This window comes from Streptococcus parasanguinis, assembly GCF_047465465.1.
Taxonomy (GTDB): Bacteria; Bacillota; Bacilli; order Lactobacillales; family Streptococcaceae; genus Streptococcus; species Streptococcus parasanguinis_AI.
This window is the reverse complement of sequence record NZ_JASGZU010000003.1, coordinates 186,340-204,353: the sequence shown is the minus strand read 5'-3', so window position 1 is coordinate 204,353 and position 18,014 is coordinate 186,340. Positions and strand designations below refer to the sequence as shown.

Genomic DNA, 18,014 nt, shown 5'->3' with positions numbered 1-18,014 from the left:
CGAGAGTCAATCTGTTGAAATTAATTTGTAATATTCTTGTTAAAATGTCATATTATACCACATATTTTTTAATAATTTGTGCTAAATTGTCACATTTCTTCCTATCCGGTTCACTTTTTTTACACTAAAAAAAGAATACGGGAAAACAGTGATTATTCTGTCTTCCTATACTCTTCTCTATGTTTATTTCACTTCTGAAATCAAACCAGTATCCACATCATACACAGCTCCTGAAATCACTACATCATCTGGAATCAAAGGGGAAGCTTTTAAAAGCTCCATATCTTCACGGACACTCTCTTCAATGTCTTGAAAGGGAAGGAAATCACGATCTCCCACATCCACTCCCAGTTCTTTCTTGAGATGCTGCCGGAAACCTTCGTTTTCAAAGGTTTGTGCGCCACAGTCTGTATGGTGCAAGACGACGATTTCGCGGGTTCCCATCTGTTGCTGGGAAATAACCAAGGAGCGGATCATGTCATCTGTCACGCGCCCTCCAGCATTCCGCAAAATATGGGCATCTCCAAGAGCCAGGCCCAGTGCTGGTGCCACGTGAAGGCGGGAATCCATACAGGTCACGATGGCGACTTGTGTTTTGGGCTTAATCGGAAGACGGAGGTCTCCATGCAACGCCACATAAGCTTGGTTAGCTGTTAAAAAATTATCAAAATAAGACATGGTCTCTCCTTTATTCCTTTGAAATTCAAATCATCTATTATTTTACCACATCTCACTATTTCTGTCAGAGAGGATCTCCCGTCATCTGTCACATCTGAAAAAAGAGAGTGGGACAGAAATCGGTAATTCGTTAGAATTCGATTTCGTCGTCCCACCTCCGCACAGTTGAGCAGGGCTGTAAAAGCTGATGAAATCAGCGTAGTAGAGCCCACTCAACCACTGCGTCTTGCTCGATAATCCAAAAACAATTGAGAGGCTAGGACTTTTGTCCCAGCCTCTTTTCTTCTATTAAAATACTTTCTTCAAGACTTCAGACAGTGTACTCACACCGACCACTTGGATACCTGAAGGTGTCGTGATCCCCGTCAGAGAATTTTTAGGTACATAAATCTTGGTGAAACCGAGCTTAGCAGCTTCATTGATCCGTTGTTCGATCCGATTGACTCTGCGGACTTCTCCGGTCAAGCCCAACTCTCCAACGAAACACTCTTGCGGGTTGGTTGGCTTGTCCTTGTAGCTGGAAGCAATGGCTACGGCTACGGCTAGGTCGATAGCTGGCTCATCCAACTTGACACCACCTGCAGACTTGAGGTAGGCATCCTGATTTTGAAGGAGCAAACCCGCTCGTTTTTCTAGCACTGCCATGATGAGACTAGCTCGATTAAAATCAAGCCCCGTTGTCGTCCGCTTGGCATTTCCAAACATGGTCGGTGTCACCAAGGCCTGCACTTCAGCAAGAATTGGACGTGTCCCTTCCATGGTCACTACGATGGACGAACCAGTCGCACCGTCTAAACGCTCTTCTAGGAAAACTTGACTCGGATTAAGAACTTCGACCAGCCCACCTGATTGCATCTCGAAGATCCCAATCTCATTGGTGGAGCCAAAGCGGTTCTTGACTGCTCTCAGAATTCGGAAGGTATGGTGGCGTTCGCCCTCAAAGTAGAGGACCGTATCCACCATATGTTCCAGCATCCGAGGACCTGCCAAGGTTCCTTCCTTTGTTACGTGCCCGACGATGAAGATGGCGATGTTATTGGTTTTGGCCAACTGCATGAGCTCTGCCGTCACTTCCCGCACCTGAGAAACCGATCCCTGGACCCCTGAAATCTCAGGAGACATAATGGTCTGAATAGAGTCGATGATAAGAAAGTCTGGTTGGATGCGTTCCACTTCTGCTCGCACGCTTTGCATATTGGTCTCGGCATAGAGATAAAACTCACTGTCGATATCCCCCAAGCGCTCTGCCCGTAACTTGATCTGCTGGGCAGACTCCTCGCCACTAACGTAGAGAACCGTTCCCACTTGAGATAGTTGAGTTGAGACTTGAAGGAGGAGGGTCGATTTCCCAATCCCTGGATCACCACCGATGAGGACCAGACTTCCTGGGACCACACCGCCCCCAAGGACGCGGTTAAATTCTTCCATCTCGGTCTTGGTACGATGGACATTGATGGAGGTCACATCCGCCAATTTCATGGGTTTGGTCTTTTCACCTGTCAAGGATACCCGGGCATTCTTAACTTCTGCAACTTCGACTTCCTCCACAAAGGAAGACCAAGAACCACAGTTAGGACAGCGCCCTAGGTATTTGGGTGAATTATAGGCACAATTTTGACAAATAAATGTCGTTTTTTTCTTAGCGATGATAAACCTCTTTCTAAATCTCTATCTCACACTCAATCACTTGGCAAAAATCAATCTTCTCATTTGGCACAAACTGGCGCATGAGCATGCGATGGGCTACAACTACCACAGTTTGATGTTCCCGATACTTAGCCATGCATTCTAGAAAACGAGACTTCATCTCTACAGCTGTCTCATATTGAACAGGAGAATTTGGGAGCAACTCCCCCTTGTTTTCTAAAAACAGACATCTAGCTGTTTCAAAGTTCTCTATACCTGTTTCATAAACCTGCCATTCATGCAATAATGGCTCTACCCTCAAAGGAAGGCCAGTAGCACAGGATACATAAAAAGCCGTTTCTAAAGCTCGCGTCACTGCAGAAGACACCAGGATATCAGCTGAGCCAAACAAAGGATTTTTGCAAAGTTCCTGAGCTTGTTGTCTTCCTTTCTCAGATAAGGGTGCCAAATCTAATCCCGAATCCAGTATAGGAACGCTCCTCTAACTCACGGTAATTTGGCTCCCCGTGACGGATAAAAATAATTTTCATATTAAGATCCCCATAAAACTATTAATTCTCCTTGGTAGCTGCCAAAACGGAAGCCTTAACACAGCCATTGCCATCTACCCCTATAAACTCTATGCTTTTAGCACCGTTTTCCTCTAAAAAATCTTTTAAATCTGGATTATTAAAGCAAGAAGCCCGACGCTTCTCAAAGATACGAGAAGATACAAGCAGCAAGCCGGTCGCAAATTTCTTCTTTCTGTCTTTTCCCCCCCGTCAAGGACACACACGCATTCTTGACCTCTGCAACCTCAACCTCCTCAACAAAAGAAGACCAAGAACCACAGTTGGGACAGCGCCCTAGGTATTTGGATGAATTGTAGGCACAATTTTGACAAATAAATGTCGTTTTTTTCTTAGCGATGATAAACCTCTTTCTAAATCTCTATCTCACACTCAATCACTTGACAAAAATCAATCTTCTCATTTGGCACAAACTGGCGCATGAGCATTCCGTGAGTTACAATGATAATAGTTTTATAATTTTTATATTTTTCCAAAGCTCTTAAAAAACGATGACGCATCTCTAGATCAGTTTCATAGCGATAAGGAGAATCTTCAGATAAACCTCCTTGATGTTTTAGATAATATTCATGAGCTACCAATACACTAGTTAAATCAGAGTTAGTGCCATCTAAGTCTGGACGCCACTCATGAAAAAACGGCTCCACAAATAAGTCCAATCCTGTTTCAACTGCTATATAATGTGCTGTTTCTAAAGCCCTCGTCACAGACGATGAAATAATAATCTCTGCCTTTCCAAAACATGCGGTTTTAGCAACTTCTTTTGCCAGACTGCGACCTTTTCCTGTCAATGGTGCTAAATCACGACCAAAACCACTATAGAGTTGCGGATTTTCAAGTTTATCAAGCATACTATAATCTGGCTCCCCATGACGGACAAAGATAATCTTCATCTTAGTGCCCTGTGCTTCCAAATCCACCAGTACGAACTCCGTCTGCTTCATCTCCATCTGCGATTAAAAATGGTGCAAAAACAGCTTGAACCACGCGTTCCCCAACTTCAAGGACGACTTCTTGGTCCGTAATATTTTTCATCTGAGCAAAGATATGGCCTTCATTTCCTGGATTGCCATAGTAGTCTCCATCAATAACACCCACAGAGTTAATCAAGACCAGGCCTTTTTTGCGAGGGTTAGAAGAACGGTCGTAGAGATAGAGCACCTCACCCGCTTGCATATAGGCCTTGACCCCAGTTGGAACGAGGACGATTTCTCCTGGTGCAATCACTGTGCGCTCGGCTACCTTCAAATCATAGCCAGCCGCATGGGCCGTCTCCCGTTTTGGCAGCAAGTCCTGATTGGTATAGCTTGATACAAGTTCAAATCCACGAATTTTTGTCATCATAATTCCTCTTTCATTCTAAAATGTTTCTATCTCTTCTATTATACCATCACTTTGCCCTAGCGTCTCCTCAATTCTACTATTCGTATTCTTTCAATAAAAACTTACTTTTCCGTCCTTCTTTTTTGTAAATCGGTTGGTATTTTCGTGGTTATTTTCTGAAAGAGAACAAAAGTTGATGAAATATCTTAAAAGTCCGTAATTCCTGCCTCATTTCATCAATTTTAGCTTGAAGCTACTCATTATTTTTGCTATAATTCCCTTTGTAGGGAATAATTTTAAAAGTAAAATATTTTACCCTATAAAATAATTTTATGGAGGTCGTGTCTCAGCACTCAATTCTTATTACCAACAGATAGGATTTGGACGTTCCTATCTTTAAGAGTAATCAGGCATTGATAACTAGGCACTAATTTTTTATGAAAAGGGAAGATAAGATGAAGAATAGAAATATTAAAATTTTCTCATTTGTCCTTTGTTTAGTCGCCATGCTTTTCGCTTTAGGTCTAAATCGCACTTCAGCAGAATCTCCTGGAGTGACCGTTAGCGGAAAATTGGTCGATACGATCAAAAATATCAAAGTTACCAATAATGAAGGTGGCAACCTTGATTGGGAATTACAACAATGGGCAACATTCCGAATTAACGCTGATTACGATTTGTCTGGAAAGAATGTTAAAGCAGGAGATTCAACTGTAGTTACAGTTCCAGATGCTTTAATGATTACTTCAGCTTCCTTTAAAATTCGTGATATCAATACAAATGAAATCATAGCGAATGCTGATGTAAACCCAGACAATAAATCCATTACAATTACCTATACAGATTATGTTGAAAAACACTCAGATACAAGTGGAAATTTCTTCTTCTATGCTCGTATAGATTTCAAAAAACACCCACAAAAAGGTGAAATTCCGATAGAAATCACCATTAACAAAGAAACAAAAGTTGGTGGTAAAGTATCATTTACTGGTATTGGCGATGGTAATCCTTATCTTTTAACAAAGACTAGTTGGGTTAATGAAGGTGATAAAAGAGAGGTCCAATACACTATTTCAGTCAATCGTACAAAACAAAACATCAAAGGTGTAACGATTGAGGACCACTTGCAATTTACAAATGCTTCTTACGTAAAAGATAGCATTAAGATTATTAAAGGTAAATTCTCATATGATACTGGTGAATGGGTATTCTCTGATAGAGTTGATGTAACAGACCAGCATAAGATTACAATTAGCGAAGATGGTCAATCATTTGTTATTGATTTAGGTGACATTACAGATCAAGATCAGTATCGTATTAATTATAAAGTTCGTTTAAATTATGATCCTGCCGACGGAGAAGTCTTGAAAAATGAAGCAACTCTTAAAGGTCTAGGTATTGAAAGTAAAAATGTAACTAATGCTGCTGCTGTTCAAATTGCTGGTGGTGCTGGTGTTGGTTATGTTTACTCAATCAATATCCATAAAGTAGATGATGCGAATCAACCACTTAAAGGTGCTAAGTTTAGAGTTGTTCGTCAAGCGAATAATCAAGTTATCGGTGAGTTTGAATCAGACGAAAATGGTAATATTGCTGTTGGAAAACTCTTAAAAGATAAATATATCTTAACTGAAATCGAAGCCCCTTCAGGTCATATCATCAAAGAAGCGGATACTGTGGTTAATGTTGAAGATTTTGGAGCAGACCATTCAGTAACCAAAACGATTGTGAATCCGAAGGAAGAAACAACTACAACCACTACAACGACCACTACGACAACTACGTCTACTACGACTCAAGAGCCAACAACCACTACGACGACGACTCAAGAGCCGACGACGACTACGACAACAACTGAGGAACCTACTCCTACTACCACTACAACAACTCCAGAGTCAACAACAACTTCAACGACAACTGAAGAACCTACAACAACGACGACTACGACTCAAGAGCCAACAACTACAACAACGACGACAGAAGGTCCAAAACCTACGCCGACAACCACTACAACTACAACTACAACGACGACTACAACTACGTCTGAAAAACCAGTGCCTACGCCGACTACGACAACCACTCCAGAGGGGCCAACAACGAATACGACCAAACCTGGTAATCCAGGTGATTCTGGCACCACAACTTCAAACGGAGGTCGCAAGACATTCCTGCCAAAAACAGGTGAAGCAGTCGCTACTGGTGTCATCTTGATCGGTGTTGCTATCCTATCAGGAGCCGTCATCTTGAAACGCAAGATTTCTAATAACTAATCGTTCGCATGTGCGGATCATATAAAAAAGAGGCTGGGACAAAAGTCCTAGCCTCTTAATTGTTTTTCGATTGTCGAGCAAGACGCAGTGGTTGAGTGGGCTCTACTACGCTGATTTCATCAGCTTTACAGCCCTACTCAACTGTGCGGAGGTGGGACGACGAAATCGAATTCTAACGAATTACCGATTTCTGTCCCACTCTCTTTTTGTGTGGATAACTGTTTTTGATTTTCTTAAATCCTATTGTCCTTCATTACTTCTGCTTCTTCTCATTTGAATGACGAGGTAAGCAACAGAAACAATAGATAACAAGGCACCCAGGATCACGCCTTTTTGTCTAAAGACGAATTCAACCTTATGATTTCCCTTTGAGATTGGGAAGGATAAGAATGCATTCCATGCTTTTTCAGTTTTGACAAACTTCCCATCCACTTTCACTTTCCAGCCATCGCTGTATGGAATGGAAGTCATCATATAGTTACTATCATCTGTAATAGACACATCACCAACAATATGGGTATTTGAAAACTTGGTTACATGTAAACCTTGTTTCTTCCGGTTTTCTAATACCTGTTGAATTTGATCAACGTCAGCGCGATAAACACCTGCATTGCTCATATCGATGTGATCTGTTCTAAATCTAAATTCAATAACAGTTTCTTGGTTTTCAGTTTGATCTGTCAACTGCCAAATTTGTCTTTGCGTGAAAATTTTAGCATTGAGCAACCATTTATTATTGAGTAAGACTGAGTAATCTTGGTTTTGGATCAAAGATGCAGGAGTAAAGAAATAATAGGTGTAATTGGTGCGTGGAGTGACCTTATAACGAATAATGGCATCTTTTGATGAATCCGCTCTCTTATAGATGGCTTCTCCCGTTTCCTTATTGACCTTTTCTTCAATCACATTTTCGGTTTCGATCGAGCTGAACGCCAACGGTTTAAAGTACTCAACGGTATCATTATTGGCCTTTTGATGTCCCTCCATGGAGTTCAAAATAATATTCTGGTTAGCAAAGGCATTATTGGCACCAAATTGAATATTCCTTACCAGACTGTTCGTCCCGTATGCAAGTGGGAAGGAATTTGGATTCTTATAGACGACATAACGCTTATCCTCATAGACCTTGTCTGTGAAATAGCGATGCAGATCAAAGCGGTCTGTAAATCGATAAAAGTACATCTTATCTGGATTGGCTTCAATCTCTTTGGGGTCAAAATCCTTGGCACTCATAAAGTAACGAACACCATATAAAGCATCTGTCAAAGGTGTCCCGTTTGAATATTGGGTCGCCGCATTGACTCCAAGATCTCCCATGAAAGCAAAGTGATCCATGGTGCTACGTTCCAAACTTGAACTAAAGGTACTTAGACCCGGATAGGACACCAAGGAAGGAACAGTTCTGGAATAAGCAAAATCTGTGGCAATCCGATAGAATTTTTGATCTGCATTTTCTTGGATATTGTCTGTCACGCGCTTGACCGAAACGGTCGCATCTGCAAACTTGTGCACATCATCATACCCAAATGTTACTTGGGACAAATAGGCATTATAGCCAAACTCAAAGATTGTCAGCACTGATACGACAATCATGGATAAACGTGAGATCTTAAAGTTTAGGATAAAGAGAATGCTCAAGTAGAGCATCGCTGTAATCCCAACTTGCGACAAGAGATAGCCTGTCTTTAATAAGACAGCAGCTAACACTAAGATGACCGTTGCTAGAGCCATTCGAATCATTTTTTCCAATTGGCTCTTCTGAGATTTTTCCCAATACGCATAGAAGATGAAGCAGGTCACCGCTGCTATTCCCAGAACACTTAGAATAGAGAACTTAGAGAGGAAACGGCTGATCGCTTGCGGTTGAGTCTTTGAGATAAAACTATACTGGTGGAAATAGAGATAGACTACCGACAAGAGCAAGCCCAAGCCGATGATGCAGTTGGTTCGTTTGGAAATAACGATCTTCTGCTTCATCGCTTGATAAGCTAGGACTAGCATAAAGAATGAAAACAGCCAAGAAAAACGGAAGAAGAAACCGGCTGGGTTTTGTCCCATATGCCATATCTTACTGACAAATTCATTGACAAAGGAAATCAGGAAAATGAGGGTAACAATCCCTGCAGCCCATTTTTTGGCTTTTCCAACTTTTTGCGATAGGAAATAAAAGATAAAACCAAGAAAACCAAGCGCTCCAATATAAATATTGGGAAGGTTGGGACCCGCTGACCATCCTGAGGTTGTATCAAAGCCACCAACAACCAACTTAGAAAGAATATCTAAGGGGTTAATTTGGAAGGCAAATGAGAAGGTCATGCCTCCGCCAACTTGCCCCTTACTTTCAATCAGGTTGAAAAACACTGGCAAGAGCAAGACTGAGGCTGTTGCAATCCCAATAATCGAATAGATCACCGCTTGCAGTAAAGGGATACTAAAGTTTTTAATCTTTGTCTTCAGATCCCCCTCAATCAGCAATCTTGGTGATACATAGTAGCAGGCGTACAGAGCGATGAAAATGGAGATCATATAGCCCATGTAAAACTGAAGCAAGACCGTCAATCCCAGAGCAAAAGCATAGCGATAAGGAGATTTCCCATCTAATAGTTCTTCCAAATACACAATCACAATAGGAAGCATGATCATGGCATCATAGAAGATGACGTTCATCTGATAGGAAACCAACATCCCTGACAAGGCATAGGCCGTCGAGAATAATGGAACCAACCATTTTCTAGATTCTAATCCTTTGTAGCGCTTGATTAAAAGGAAAGCAAAGGATAGACCGATTGCCCCGTAGCGGAGCCAAATAGTTAAAAATACTGCTGCCCCAAAATATTTGAGGGGAGCTAGAATGTAGATGATGTTGAAGGGACTCATTAAATAGTAGCCGAGCACACCGATCATATCTCCACCAAGAGACTTGGTGAAAGAATAACTCAAACTAGATAGATCCCCCGTCAAGATGGCATTTTTTAGCAAGCCAAAGAAACTGATATATTGCTGTCCAAAGTCAACAGCCATCAGACTCTTGCTTCCAAAAGGATACATCCCTATAAAAGCCCACACAATGAGCATGATGGTCATTGGGAGCAGGGCACTTGCAGCATAGAGAACTTTCTTTGGATGTTTTTTCCAAAACTCTTGCCAGCGCATGAACCAGATTAACATGTTTTCTCCTATCTTCTTTAGCCGATATGATTTTTCTTCGCTTGTTCGATATTGGTCTCTTCAATAATGAAATGAGGACGACGCTTCACTTCGTAATAGATCTTGCCAATATACTCTCCAAGAATTCCGATGAAGATGAGTTGCACTCCACTAAATAATATAATAGCCGCAATCGTTGTGAAATAACCACTCACATAATTCCCAGCAGCGAAGATATATTTCATCAACTCAAACACTAGATATAAAAGAGCCAGCCCTAAACAGATGAAACCGAATTGAATACAAACACGGAGAGGACGATCATTAAAAGAAATAATCCCTTGAATCGCATAATTCAAAGATTTCTTAAAACCAAACTTGCTCTTTCCAGCCTTACGGGTTTCATTCTTATAAGGAATTACTTTCTCTTTAAAACCAATCCATTCATACAAACCTTTATTAAAGCGATTGTACTCTGGCATTGACACAAAGGCTTCCATCGCTTTTCGGCTAAGCAGTCTCAATTCAGATTTTCCATCTGTTAGATGCACATCCATGGAACGATTTGACAAGAAGTAAAACAAACGTGCAAAGGAACTTCCTACAAAAGATTCTCCTTCACGAGTTCGTTGGCCACTAACAATATCATAGCCCTCATTATAAGCTTCTAAGAATAAGGGAATCAAGTATGGTGGATGCTGGAGATCCCCGTCCATGACCATAACCGCATCCCCACTGGCATATTTAAAACCAGCCAAGATGCCACTCTCTCGTCCAAAATTTCGACTGAAACGGATATATTTGATGCGGTCGTTTTCTCTTGCAAATTCTTCAATCAACTCAAAGGTTTTGTCACTACTTCCATCATCGATATAGAGAATTTCATAATCAGAGAGCTCTTTTCCTAACATTTTCTCAAGCTGATTAGAAATTTCACGATGGGTTTGAGGAAGTACTAGCTCCTCATTCAAGAGGGTTATTAAGATTGATAATTTCATCCCTTTTTCTCCATAATACATTCCCAAAAAAGAGAGAGCTCATGCTCTCCCCTTATATAGAAACTCATTGCTTATTTAATAGACAATTTTCGTTTCAATACGACTGCACCTGCTAACACAAAGGCTCCTGAGAATACAAATCCAGTTGCTGCAACTTCACCTGTATTAGGAAGAAGCGCTTTACGCCCTCCTCCATTGTTTCCACCTTTTGGTCCTGGTTTTCCAGTCGTGGTCGTCGTTGTTGATTCTTCATTTCCTGGAGTCACCGGTTTCTCTGGAGTTGTTGTGGTGGTGGTGGTTGGTTCTGCAGTAGTCGTTGTTGTCGTCGTTGGCTCTACAGTAGTCGTCGGCTCTTCTGTTGTCGTTGTTGAAGTGGTCGTCGGCTCTTCTGTTGTTGTAGTTGTGGTAGTCGTCGACTCTTCTGTTGTTGTAGTTGTAGTAGTCGTCGGCTCTGCAGTAGTCGTTGTTGTTGTCGTTGGCTCCGCAGTAGTCGTCGTTGTTGTCGTTGGTTCTGCAGTAGTTGTTGTCGTTGTGGTTGGCTCTGCAGTAGTCGTCGTTGTGGTTGTTGGCTCTGCAGTAGTTGTTGTCGTTGTGGTTGGCTCTGCAGTAGTCGTCGTTGTGGTTGTTGGCTCTGCAGTAGTCGTTGTTGTTGTCGTTGGCTCTGCAGTAGTCGTTGTAGTGGTTGTCGGCTCTGCAGTAGTCGTTGTTGTTGTCGTTGGCTCTGCAGTAGTCGTTGTAGTGGTTGTCGGCTCTGCAGTAGTCGTTGTAGTGGTTGTCGGCTCTGCAGTAGTCGTCGTTGTGGTTGTCGGCTCTGCAGTAGTCGTCGTTGTGGTTGTCGGCTCTGCAGTAGTCGTTGTTGTGGTTGTCGTTGTTGTGGTAGTTGTAGTCGTTGTCTTTTGGTCTACAATCGTCTTCTCTACTGGAGCTTTTGGTGTTTTAAATTCTCCAGCTTCCACAACAGTATCTGCCGCCAAGTCATAACCTTCTGGAGCTGAAATTTCTTTGATGATATATTTGTCACGCAAGATGTTTTTAACAGTAAATTCACCGTTCGCATCTGATTCGAATTCACCAATAACTTCACCAGTTGCCTGACGAACAACTTGGAATTTCGCACCTTTAAGTGGAGCACCGTTTTCGTCTACTTTTTTCACTTTAATGCTAAATTCGTAACCGATACCTTCACCACCAGCGATTTGAATATCTACTTTACTGTTTGAGTCGTAAGGTTTTTTGTTGTCACCTGCGATAGTCGCTGTATTCTTAATTTGTTCGCCGTCAACAGTTTCATAGTTAGCAACTGCTTCATATTCTACTGCAAAGTGATCGTTAACAGAAATATTACCAAAATCAATAGAGAATGACTTATCTGTTGCGTTTACAGTATAGTTAGCCGTAACGTCTTGTTTATTGTTAAGAGTCCATTTTCCATTAGCGTATTCCCAAGTACCTTTGAAGATTTTGAAACTACCCTTTTTGTAGGTAACCCCTGCTGATGTTATTGAATCTGAAAGGACTGCATTGTTGATTGCTTCGTTAGTTCTGTTTACAGAGATACGGAATCCAAGTTTTTTGTGATCTCCATTATCCCAACCAGATTTGATGATTGTGTAACGTTTACCTTCACCAACTGTTGTACTTGTTACTTTACCGTTGAATTTTACATTACCGTTAACAGAAACCTTAACAGGAACTTCACCATCATTTGGGAATTTATCTTTGTTAACACCAGCGTAGAAGAAGAATGAACCTGAAACGTCATTTTTCGTTTGAGCGAAATCTGTGAATGTCAAGACAATCTTACCAGTTTTTGCATCAACTTTTGCATCGGCAATCTTTTTACCAGTGATTGTATCGTTGATTTCAAAATCCTGAGACTTGATATCGATTGGTCCATCGATAGTGACTTCAGTTGTATCCCCTGCTTTAACATTTTTTCCTTCTAAAGCAAATTTTGCATTCAGACGGAAAGTGTCATAACGACCTAGACCGGTTGCTAATTCTTCACCTTTGCTATTTTGGATCTTGATCTCCGTGATGACATCGACTTTTTTAGACGTTTCCGCCTGTACAGTTTTAGAAAAAAGTGTCAATGACACAATCAATAGCGAACAAACTATTGACAAAAAAACTGCTAACTTTTTCATTTTTTCTCCCTTTCTAGGCTGATTTTTTATAAATCAACGCATATAATATAGCAAAACATAGTGAGAAAGTCAAGATTATTGAACAAAAAATCCATCTTTTGTATATTTAAGGGCTATTTGGCTTGTGAATTTTTTCTAAATAAGCCTCCCTCTTTCAAACAATTATTTTTCCAAAATCAGCACATCTTTTGTAGATAAGTCGCTTTCTTTATACCCTGATTCTTTATAGAGATTTAGAGTGGCTGTTTCAGAATAGCCATTTTTTTCCTCTTGCATTTCCCTTGGAACTACCACTATGTCAATCTTAGAATCAAGCTTTTTGTCATTATGGTAGAAAATATCATACAATTTTTCATGGCTGCGAAGACTCGGCGTATAGCCACCTGCTGCTAAGACCGCTTTATCTTTAGGGATAGCCTGCAGGGTCTTTTCGAGCCCATCAAAATAGTCTTTGCGTGTTTGATAGTATTGGATTTCAAAATTCCAGTTATGCGTAAAACTATATAGAATGGCGCTTGAAAAAATGATGGAAGAAGCTAGTAGAGCCACCAAAACATTATCTGATGCCAACTGGTTCTTGCTTAATTGATCGATAGACAATAAAGCCATCAAAAACAGAAGCGTGACCGAACCATAGCTATACTGAAAACCAATATCATATTGGTAAGGCCAATCCATCAATAAATTAATGAGAAAAAGGGGCAACATCAGAAAATAGGTAGACCAACGTCGCTGAATCAGTGGTAAAAAGCTAAAAGGAAATAGGACCAAAAAGAGGTAGCCAAGTCGTTTCGCTGTAAATAGACTTCCCAAAACATAAAGCGGATTTAGGACTACATTTTTCACAACCATCAGGAGACCATTTTCCCCAGTCAATAATAGATTATTGTATCGAGAAACCATAGCTCCCTCACCATATCTTGCTAAGAGGAACATGGCAAATGCAAAATAAAGTATCGGTAAGGCAAACAAGCTGAGATACAACCACTTTTTAAACTTGGCCTCAAAGGTAAAACGATGTTGAAACGCAAAATAAAGTCCTAAGGACAGCACGTAGACAAAGGCATCCTCTTTCACAAAAAGGAGCAACAAGGTGAACAAGATAGTTCTTCCACGCCACTGAGAAATCAGGCTGTAGAACAACCAAAGTATCAATGGAGGCAAAAAACAATTTTCATGCAAATGGAATCCACCACTCGTTGTCATGACCGGAGTCACAAAAAAGAGGGCAAGCACGAGCGGCGTCATGACTTTTGGCAATTGTATTCTCTTTAGAATCAAACAAAGCGGGATAACTGCTGAAAATACAATCACTGTTTGAGCGATATCTAATGTTTCCACATAAGGAAATAGCATATAAAAGGGCAAGATCAAATAATAAATAGGAGAAATATGGACTCCAAAATGCGATAAGGCCCTATCTCTTTCAAGGGTGGTAACTTGCGAAAAATCATGTCTCATTCTCTCAAACATCTGTGAAAAGATTCCAATATCAAAAGAAGAGACCGCATTGGCTTTAATCTTATAATAGGCAACAATCGATAGATAGAGCACATAGAAAATACCACCGATTATTGTCACCACTGTGAGTCTTCGAACCCAGGTTTCATTAACTTTAGCCAAAGAAACCTTGTGGAGAACGAAACCGATCAGGACGGCAACGATAACGGCTACTAATACTGGCCAAATCAAAGTAGGCAACTTCGATTCAGAAATCGTAAACGTAAAGATTCCCAGTTCCTTATCTTGAAGATTGGCACTGGTTTGTAGCAACAATTTCGGAAAAGACAAGACATCTACCGCTAAGAAGATATAAGCGATTTTTTCTTTTCCTAAATAAAAATATAGAAACAAGACCAGTGAGAGCAACACTAGGCCCAATGACATAAAGAGACTCGGACTTTTCAAAATAGAAATAAATAGGATACCTGCCACGAACCAGAGATTCAATTTTTGTATGCAGATATACTTCTTACTCTCCGTCAAAAACCAAAGAATAGGATAACTAATGAACAAAGCAAGGACCGTATGGGTCCATCCTACTTTACCAAGTTCTAGAAATAATTCCTTTGTTGAAAAACTCAATAGATTGACCATCATGGCCACAAAATAAGAACCTAAAAGTAACCATAAATAGTTAAGGTTCATTGTCTTAGCAAGTTTCATTTCTATCAATACCTCCCAATTGTAGTTCCTATTCTAGCACAAAACCCTTACTATTTCTAGATAGTAATAACCATACCAAAAGAGAGGCTGATACCAATTCAACCTCTCTTTTTCTTATAATTCCTGTAATAAATAACGGAAGAGTTCTAAATTCCCTTTTTCTTCATTGACCAAATATTCTGGATGCCACTGCAAGCCCATAACCCGATGGCCGTCTACTGCTTCAATCGCTTCGATGGTGTGATCGCGCGGATCAAAGGCGGTCGCACGGAAATTTGGTGCAAGATCCTTGATACTTTGACGGTGAACGGAATTGATTCGACTGGCCTGACCAAAGAGTTGCTCTACCACACTACCTTTTTTAGTCTCGATAGAATGGGAAGTCCCAAATGGAAGACCTTGCCAATGCCCTTCAATCTCTTGATTGAGTGTTCCTCCAAAAGCTACATTGATCAACTGAACCCCACGGCAGATTCCTAGAACCGGTTTGTTTTGGCGAACCGCTTCCTTCAGTAGGGCAAGCTCAAATTGGTCCCGTTCGATATTGTAATCATCGCTTTCGATGGTTTTTTCTTCGCCGTAGAGACTAGGATCGACATTTTGACCTCCACTTAGGATCAACTTGTCAATCGTTTCAACATAATCCTTAACTAAGGAAGGATCTCCCATCGGGATGACCATTGGAAGTCCACCTGCTTGACGGATCCCTTCCGCAAATTGACTAGACACGGAGGAATGAAGGTTTTTCCCTTCCGGGTCAACCGGACAGAGATTAGCGGATACTCCAACAATTGTTCTGCACATATTCATTCCTCCTTCATTTTAACTACTACTTATCTTACCACCCATTAGTGATAGTGTCTAATATGTATTTTTTAAAACCGTGATAGATTTTATTTATCACCCTCACCTTCCTCACAAAACAATTGATGATCATACAAGTTTTTTTACCTATATTATGTTAAAATAGAGAGGAAAATAGAATCGTCCTTCAAGGCATACATTAGGCCGTTTCGAAGGTGCAAGCGCTAGATTCCTAGCCTTGTTGAAAAAATAGACATAGAAATGGAAGATACAATGGAAAAACAAACCGTTGCAGTATTGGGTCCTGGTTCATGGGGAACAGCCCTTTCACAAGTCCTCAATGATAACGGCCATGAAGTCCGTCTCTGGGGAAATATCCAAGAACAAATCGATGAAATCAATACCGCTCATACCAATCAACGCTATTTCAAAGACATCGTTATTAGTGATCAAATTACCGCTACGACTGATCTGAAAGCAGCTTTGGACGGTGTGGATGCTATCCTTTTTGTCGTTCCTACAAAGGTGACCCGCTTGGTCGCTAAACAAGTCGCTGAAACACTGGATCACCCTGTCACAGTCATGCACGCTTCTAAAGGGCTCGAACCTGGTACACACGATCGGATTTCTCAAATCCTTGAAGAAGAAATCCCTGCTTCTCTTCGCAGTGAGGTAGTGGTCGTTTCTGGACCGAGTCACGCGGAAGAAACCATCGTACGGGACATCACCCTCATTACAGCAGCTTCAAAAGATTTAGAAGCTGCACGCTATGTTCAAGAACTCTTTAGCAATCACTACTTCCGCCTCTATACCAATACAGATGTTATCGGAGTGGAAACTGCTGGGGCCTTAAAAAATATCATCGCGGTCGGAGCTGGGGCCCTGCACGGTCTTGGTTATGGTGACAATGCCAAAGCAGCCATCATCACGCGCGGTCTCGCTGAAATCACGCGCCTTGGCGTTAAGCTCGGAGCTAGCCCATTGACCTATAGCGGTTTGTCTGGGGTTGGTGACCTGATCGTTACCGGAACTTCTGTTCACTCCCGTAACTGGCGAGCTGGGGATGCTCTCGGACGTGGCGAAAAATTGGAAGACATCGAAGCCAACATGGGTATGATCATTGAAGGGATCTCTACGACCAAAGTCGCCCACGAGCTGGCCCAAGAATTGGATGTCTACATGCCGATTACACAAGCCATTTACCAAGTCATCTATGAAGGAAAAGATATCCGCGAAGCCATCCACCACATGATGAGCAATGAATTTAAAGAAGAAAATGAGTGGAAATAAGTCAACCACCCTAACATCAATCCTACCTTTTAGAAAGGAAACTATATGACTAAAGTTAGAAAAGCAGTCATTCCTGCGGCTGGTTTGGGGACACGCTTCCTCCCAGCTACCAAAGCTTTGGCAAAGGAAATGTTGCCAATCGTTGACAAACCTACGATCCAATTCATCGTAGAAGAGGCTCTGAAATCTGGGATTGAAGAAATCCTTGTCGTAACAGGGAAGGCCAAACGTTCGATCGAAGACCATTTCGATTCTAACTTCGAATTGGAATACAATCTCGAGCAAAAAGGCAAGACTGACTTACTCAAGTTGGTCAATGATACAACAGCGATTAATCTTCATTTCATCCGCCAAAGTCACCCTCGAGGTTTAGGGGACGCTGTTCTTCAAGCCAAGGCCTTTGTTGGAAACGAGCCTTTTGTCGTTATGTTGGGAGATGATCTCATGGACATCACCAATGATGATGCCTTGCCATTGACCAAACAATTGATGAACGACTACGATGAAACCCATGCGTCAACCATCGCTGTAATGGAAGTCCCTCACGAAGAGGTTTCTTCTTACGGTGTGATTGCACCTCAAGGCGAAGGCATTAACGGTCTTTATAGCGTTGAAACTTTTGTCGAAAAACCAAACCCAGAGGACGCTCCAAGTGATCTCGCTATTATCGGACGCTACCTCTTGACTCCTGAAATCTTTGATATTCTTGCAAATCAAGAACCAGGTGCTGGCAATGAAATTCAATTGACAGATGCAATCGATACCCTCAATAAGACCCAACGAGTCTTTGCCCGTGAATTTAAAGGCCAACGCTACGATGTGGGTGATAAATTCGGCTTCATGAAAACTTCGATCGACTATGCCTTGAAACACCCTCAAGTCAAAGATGATCTTAAACAATATATTATCGACCTTGGAAAAAAATTAGAAGCAACTGAACAAACTTCAGACTAATCATTTTCAAATCTACAGAAT

At 41.3% G+C, this 18,014-nt stretch carries 12 protein-coding genes and 3 pseudogenes; 3 read left to right on the top strand and 12 right to left on the bottom strand.

Translation table 11 applies throughout. The annotated features are described in order from the left end of the window. Positions 1-183: 183 nt before the first annotated feature. The 7 genes and pseudogenes from QM351_RS07115 to QM351_RS07085 all read right to left on the bottom strand — a co-directional run bounded on the left by QM351_RS07115 (position 184) and on the right by QM351_RS07085 (position 4,235). On the bottom strand, positions 184-678 hold the full coding sequence (locus QM351_RS07115; protein WP_414327085.1) for a beta-class carbonic anhydrase: 495 nt from the start codon (positions 676-678) through the stop codon (positions 184-186). A 288-nt stretch (positions 679-966) separates the two neighbouring features. Further along, on the bottom strand, positions 967-2,328 hold the full coding sequence (radA, locus tag QM351_RS07110; RefSeq protein ID WP_414327112.1) for a DNA repair protein RadA: 1,362 nt from the start codon (positions 2,326-2,328) through the stop codon (positions 967-969). A 10-nt stretch (positions 2,329-2,338) separates the two neighbouring features. Further along, a pseudogene (locus QM351_RS07105) lies at positions 2,339-2,855 on the bottom strand (histidine phosphatase family protein). Between the two features lie 24 nt (positions 2,856-2,879). Then, positions 2,880-3,077, bottom strand: a pseudogene (locus QM351_RS07100) (isochorismatase family protein); the annotation flags it as partial. Beyond that, positions 3,076-3,237: pseudogene (locus QM351_RS07095) on the bottom strand (DNA repair protein RadA); the annotation flags it as partial. The pseudogenes QM351_RS07100 and QM351_RS07095, both read right to left, overlap by 2 nt. 10 nt (positions 3,238-3,247) lie before the next feature. Then, positions 3,248-3,787 carry a histidine phosphatase family protein gene (locus tag QM351_RS07090; protein WP_223141548.1) on the bottom strand — a complete coding sequence of 180 codons (540 nt, stop codon included), beginning with the start codon at positions 3,785-3,787 and terminating at the stop codon, positions 3,248-3,250. Between the two features lies 1 nt (position 3,788). Beyond that, a complete protein-coding gene (locus QM351_RS07085) occupies positions 3,789-4,235 on the bottom strand; it encodes a dUTP diphosphatase (RefSeq protein WP_009731797.1) in 447 nt (148 codons plus the stop codon). Positions 4,236-4,672: 437 nt separating this feature from the next. Here QM351_RS07085 and QM351_RS07080 point away from each other — a divergent pair, with 437 nt between their 5' ends. Beyond that, entirely contained in the window at positions 4,673-6,487 is a 1,815-nt protein-coding gene (locus tag QM351_RS07080) for an Ig-like domain-containing protein (RefSeq protein ID WP_414327084.1), read from the top strand. 240 nt (positions 6,488-6,727) lie between these two features. On the opposite strand, the gene pgfM1 is transcribed toward QM351_RS07080, so the two are convergent. The 5 genes from pgfM1 to QM351_RS07055 form a co-directional block, all read right to left on the bottom strand. Continuing rightward, complete coding sequence (gene pgfM1 / locus QM351_RS07075; protein WP_414327083.1) at positions 6,728-9,655, bottom strand: glycosyltransferase PgfM1; 2,928 nt, start codon at positions 9,653-9,655, stop codon at positions 6,728-6,730. Between the two features lie 17 nt (positions 9,656-9,672). After that, a complete protein-coding gene (gene pgfS, locus QM351_RS07070; protein ID WP_155200159.1) occupies positions 9,673-10,632 on the bottom strand; it encodes a glycosyltransferase PgfS in 960 nt (319 codons plus the stop codon). 71 nt (positions 10,633-10,703) lie between these two features. Next, a complete protein-coding gene (locus QM351_RS07065; RefSeq protein WP_414327082.1) occupies positions 10,704-12,779 on the bottom strand; it encodes an Ig-like domain-containing protein in 2,076 nt (691 codons plus the stop codon). A gap of 162 nt (positions 12,780-12,941) precedes the next feature. Beyond that, positions 12,942-14,945 (bottom strand): DUF2079 domain-containing protein, encoded by a 2,004-nt coding sequence (locus QM351_RS07060; protein WP_414327081.1) that lies wholly within the window; start codon positions 14,943-14,945, stop codon positions 12,942-12,944. A gap of 114 nt (positions 14,946-15,059) precedes the next feature. Next, positions 15,060-15,749 (bottom strand): gamma-glutamyl-gamma-aminobutyrate hydrolase family protein, encoded by a 690-nt coding sequence (locus tag QM351_RS07055; protein ID WP_414327080.1) that lies wholly within the window; start codon positions 15,747-15,749, stop codon positions 15,060-15,062. Positions 15,750-16,022: 273 nt separating this feature from the next. Between QM351_RS07055 and QM351_RS07050 the strand changes: the two genes are divergently transcribed. Next, positions 16,023-17,039, top strand: coding sequence for an NAD(P)H-dependent glycerol-3-phosphate dehydrogenase (locus QM351_RS07050; protein ID WP_037608137.1), 1,017 nt, complete (start codon positions 16,023-16,025; stop codon positions 17,037-17,039). 45 nt (positions 17,040-17,084) lie between these two features. After that, positions 17,085-17,993 carry a UTP--glucose-1-phosphate uridylyltransferase GalU gene (gene galU / locus QM351_RS07045; RefSeq protein WP_118396341.1) on the top strand — a complete coding sequence of 303 codons (909 nt, stop codon included), beginning with the start codon at positions 17,085-17,087 and terminating at the stop codon, positions 17,991-17,993. The last annotated feature ends 21 nt before the right edge of the window (positions 17,994-18,014 follow it).

What these genes read in the sequence shown, in the direction of transcription:
- QM351_RS07115 (WP_414327085.1), bottom strand. Translation starts at nt 678, where the DNA reads ATGTCTTATTTTGATAATTTTTTAACAGCTAACCAAGCTTATGTGGCG.
- QM351_RS07090 (WP_223141548.1), bottom strand. Translation starts at nt 3,787, where the DNA reads ATGAAGATTATCTTTGTCCGTCATGGGGAGCCAGATTATAGTATGCTT.
- QM351_RS07085 (WP_009731797.1), bottom strand. Translation starts at nt 4,235, where the DNA reads ATGACAAAAATTCGTGGATTTGAACTTGTATCAAGCTATACCAATCAG.
- QM351_RS07080 (WP_414327084.1), top strand. Translation starts at nt 4,673, where the DNA reads ATGAAGAATAGAAATATTAAAATTTTCTCATTTGTCCTTTGTTTAGTC.
- pgfM1 (WP_414327083.1), bottom strand. Translation starts at nt 9,655, where the DNA reads ATGTTAATCTGGTTCATGCGCTGGCAAGAGTTTTGGAAAAAACATCCA.
- pgfS (WP_155200159.1), bottom strand. Translation starts at nt 10,632, where the DNA reads ATGAAATTATCAATCTTAATAACCCTCTTGAATGAGGAGCTAGTACTT.
- QM351_RS07065 (WP_414327082.1), bottom strand. Translation starts at nt 12,779, where the DNA reads ATGAAAAAGTTAGCAGTTTTTTTGTCAATAGTTTGTTCGCTATTGATT.
- QM351_RS07060 (WP_414327081.1), bottom strand. Translation starts at nt 14,945, where the DNA reads ATGAAACTTGCTAAGACAATGAACCTTAACTATTTATGGTTACTTTTA.
- QM351_RS07055 (WP_414327080.1), bottom strand. Translation starts at nt 15,749, where the DNA reads ATGTGCAGAACAATTGTTGGAGTATCCGCTAATCTCTGTCCGGTTGAC.
- QM351_RS07050 (WP_037608137.1), top strand. Translation starts at nt 16,023, where the DNA reads ATGGAAAAACAAACCGTTGCAGTATTGGGTCCTGGTTCATGGGGAACA.
- galU (WP_118396341.1), top strand. Translation starts at nt 17,085, where the DNA reads ATGACTAAAGTTAGAAAAGCAGTCATTCCTGCGGCTGGTTTGGGGACA.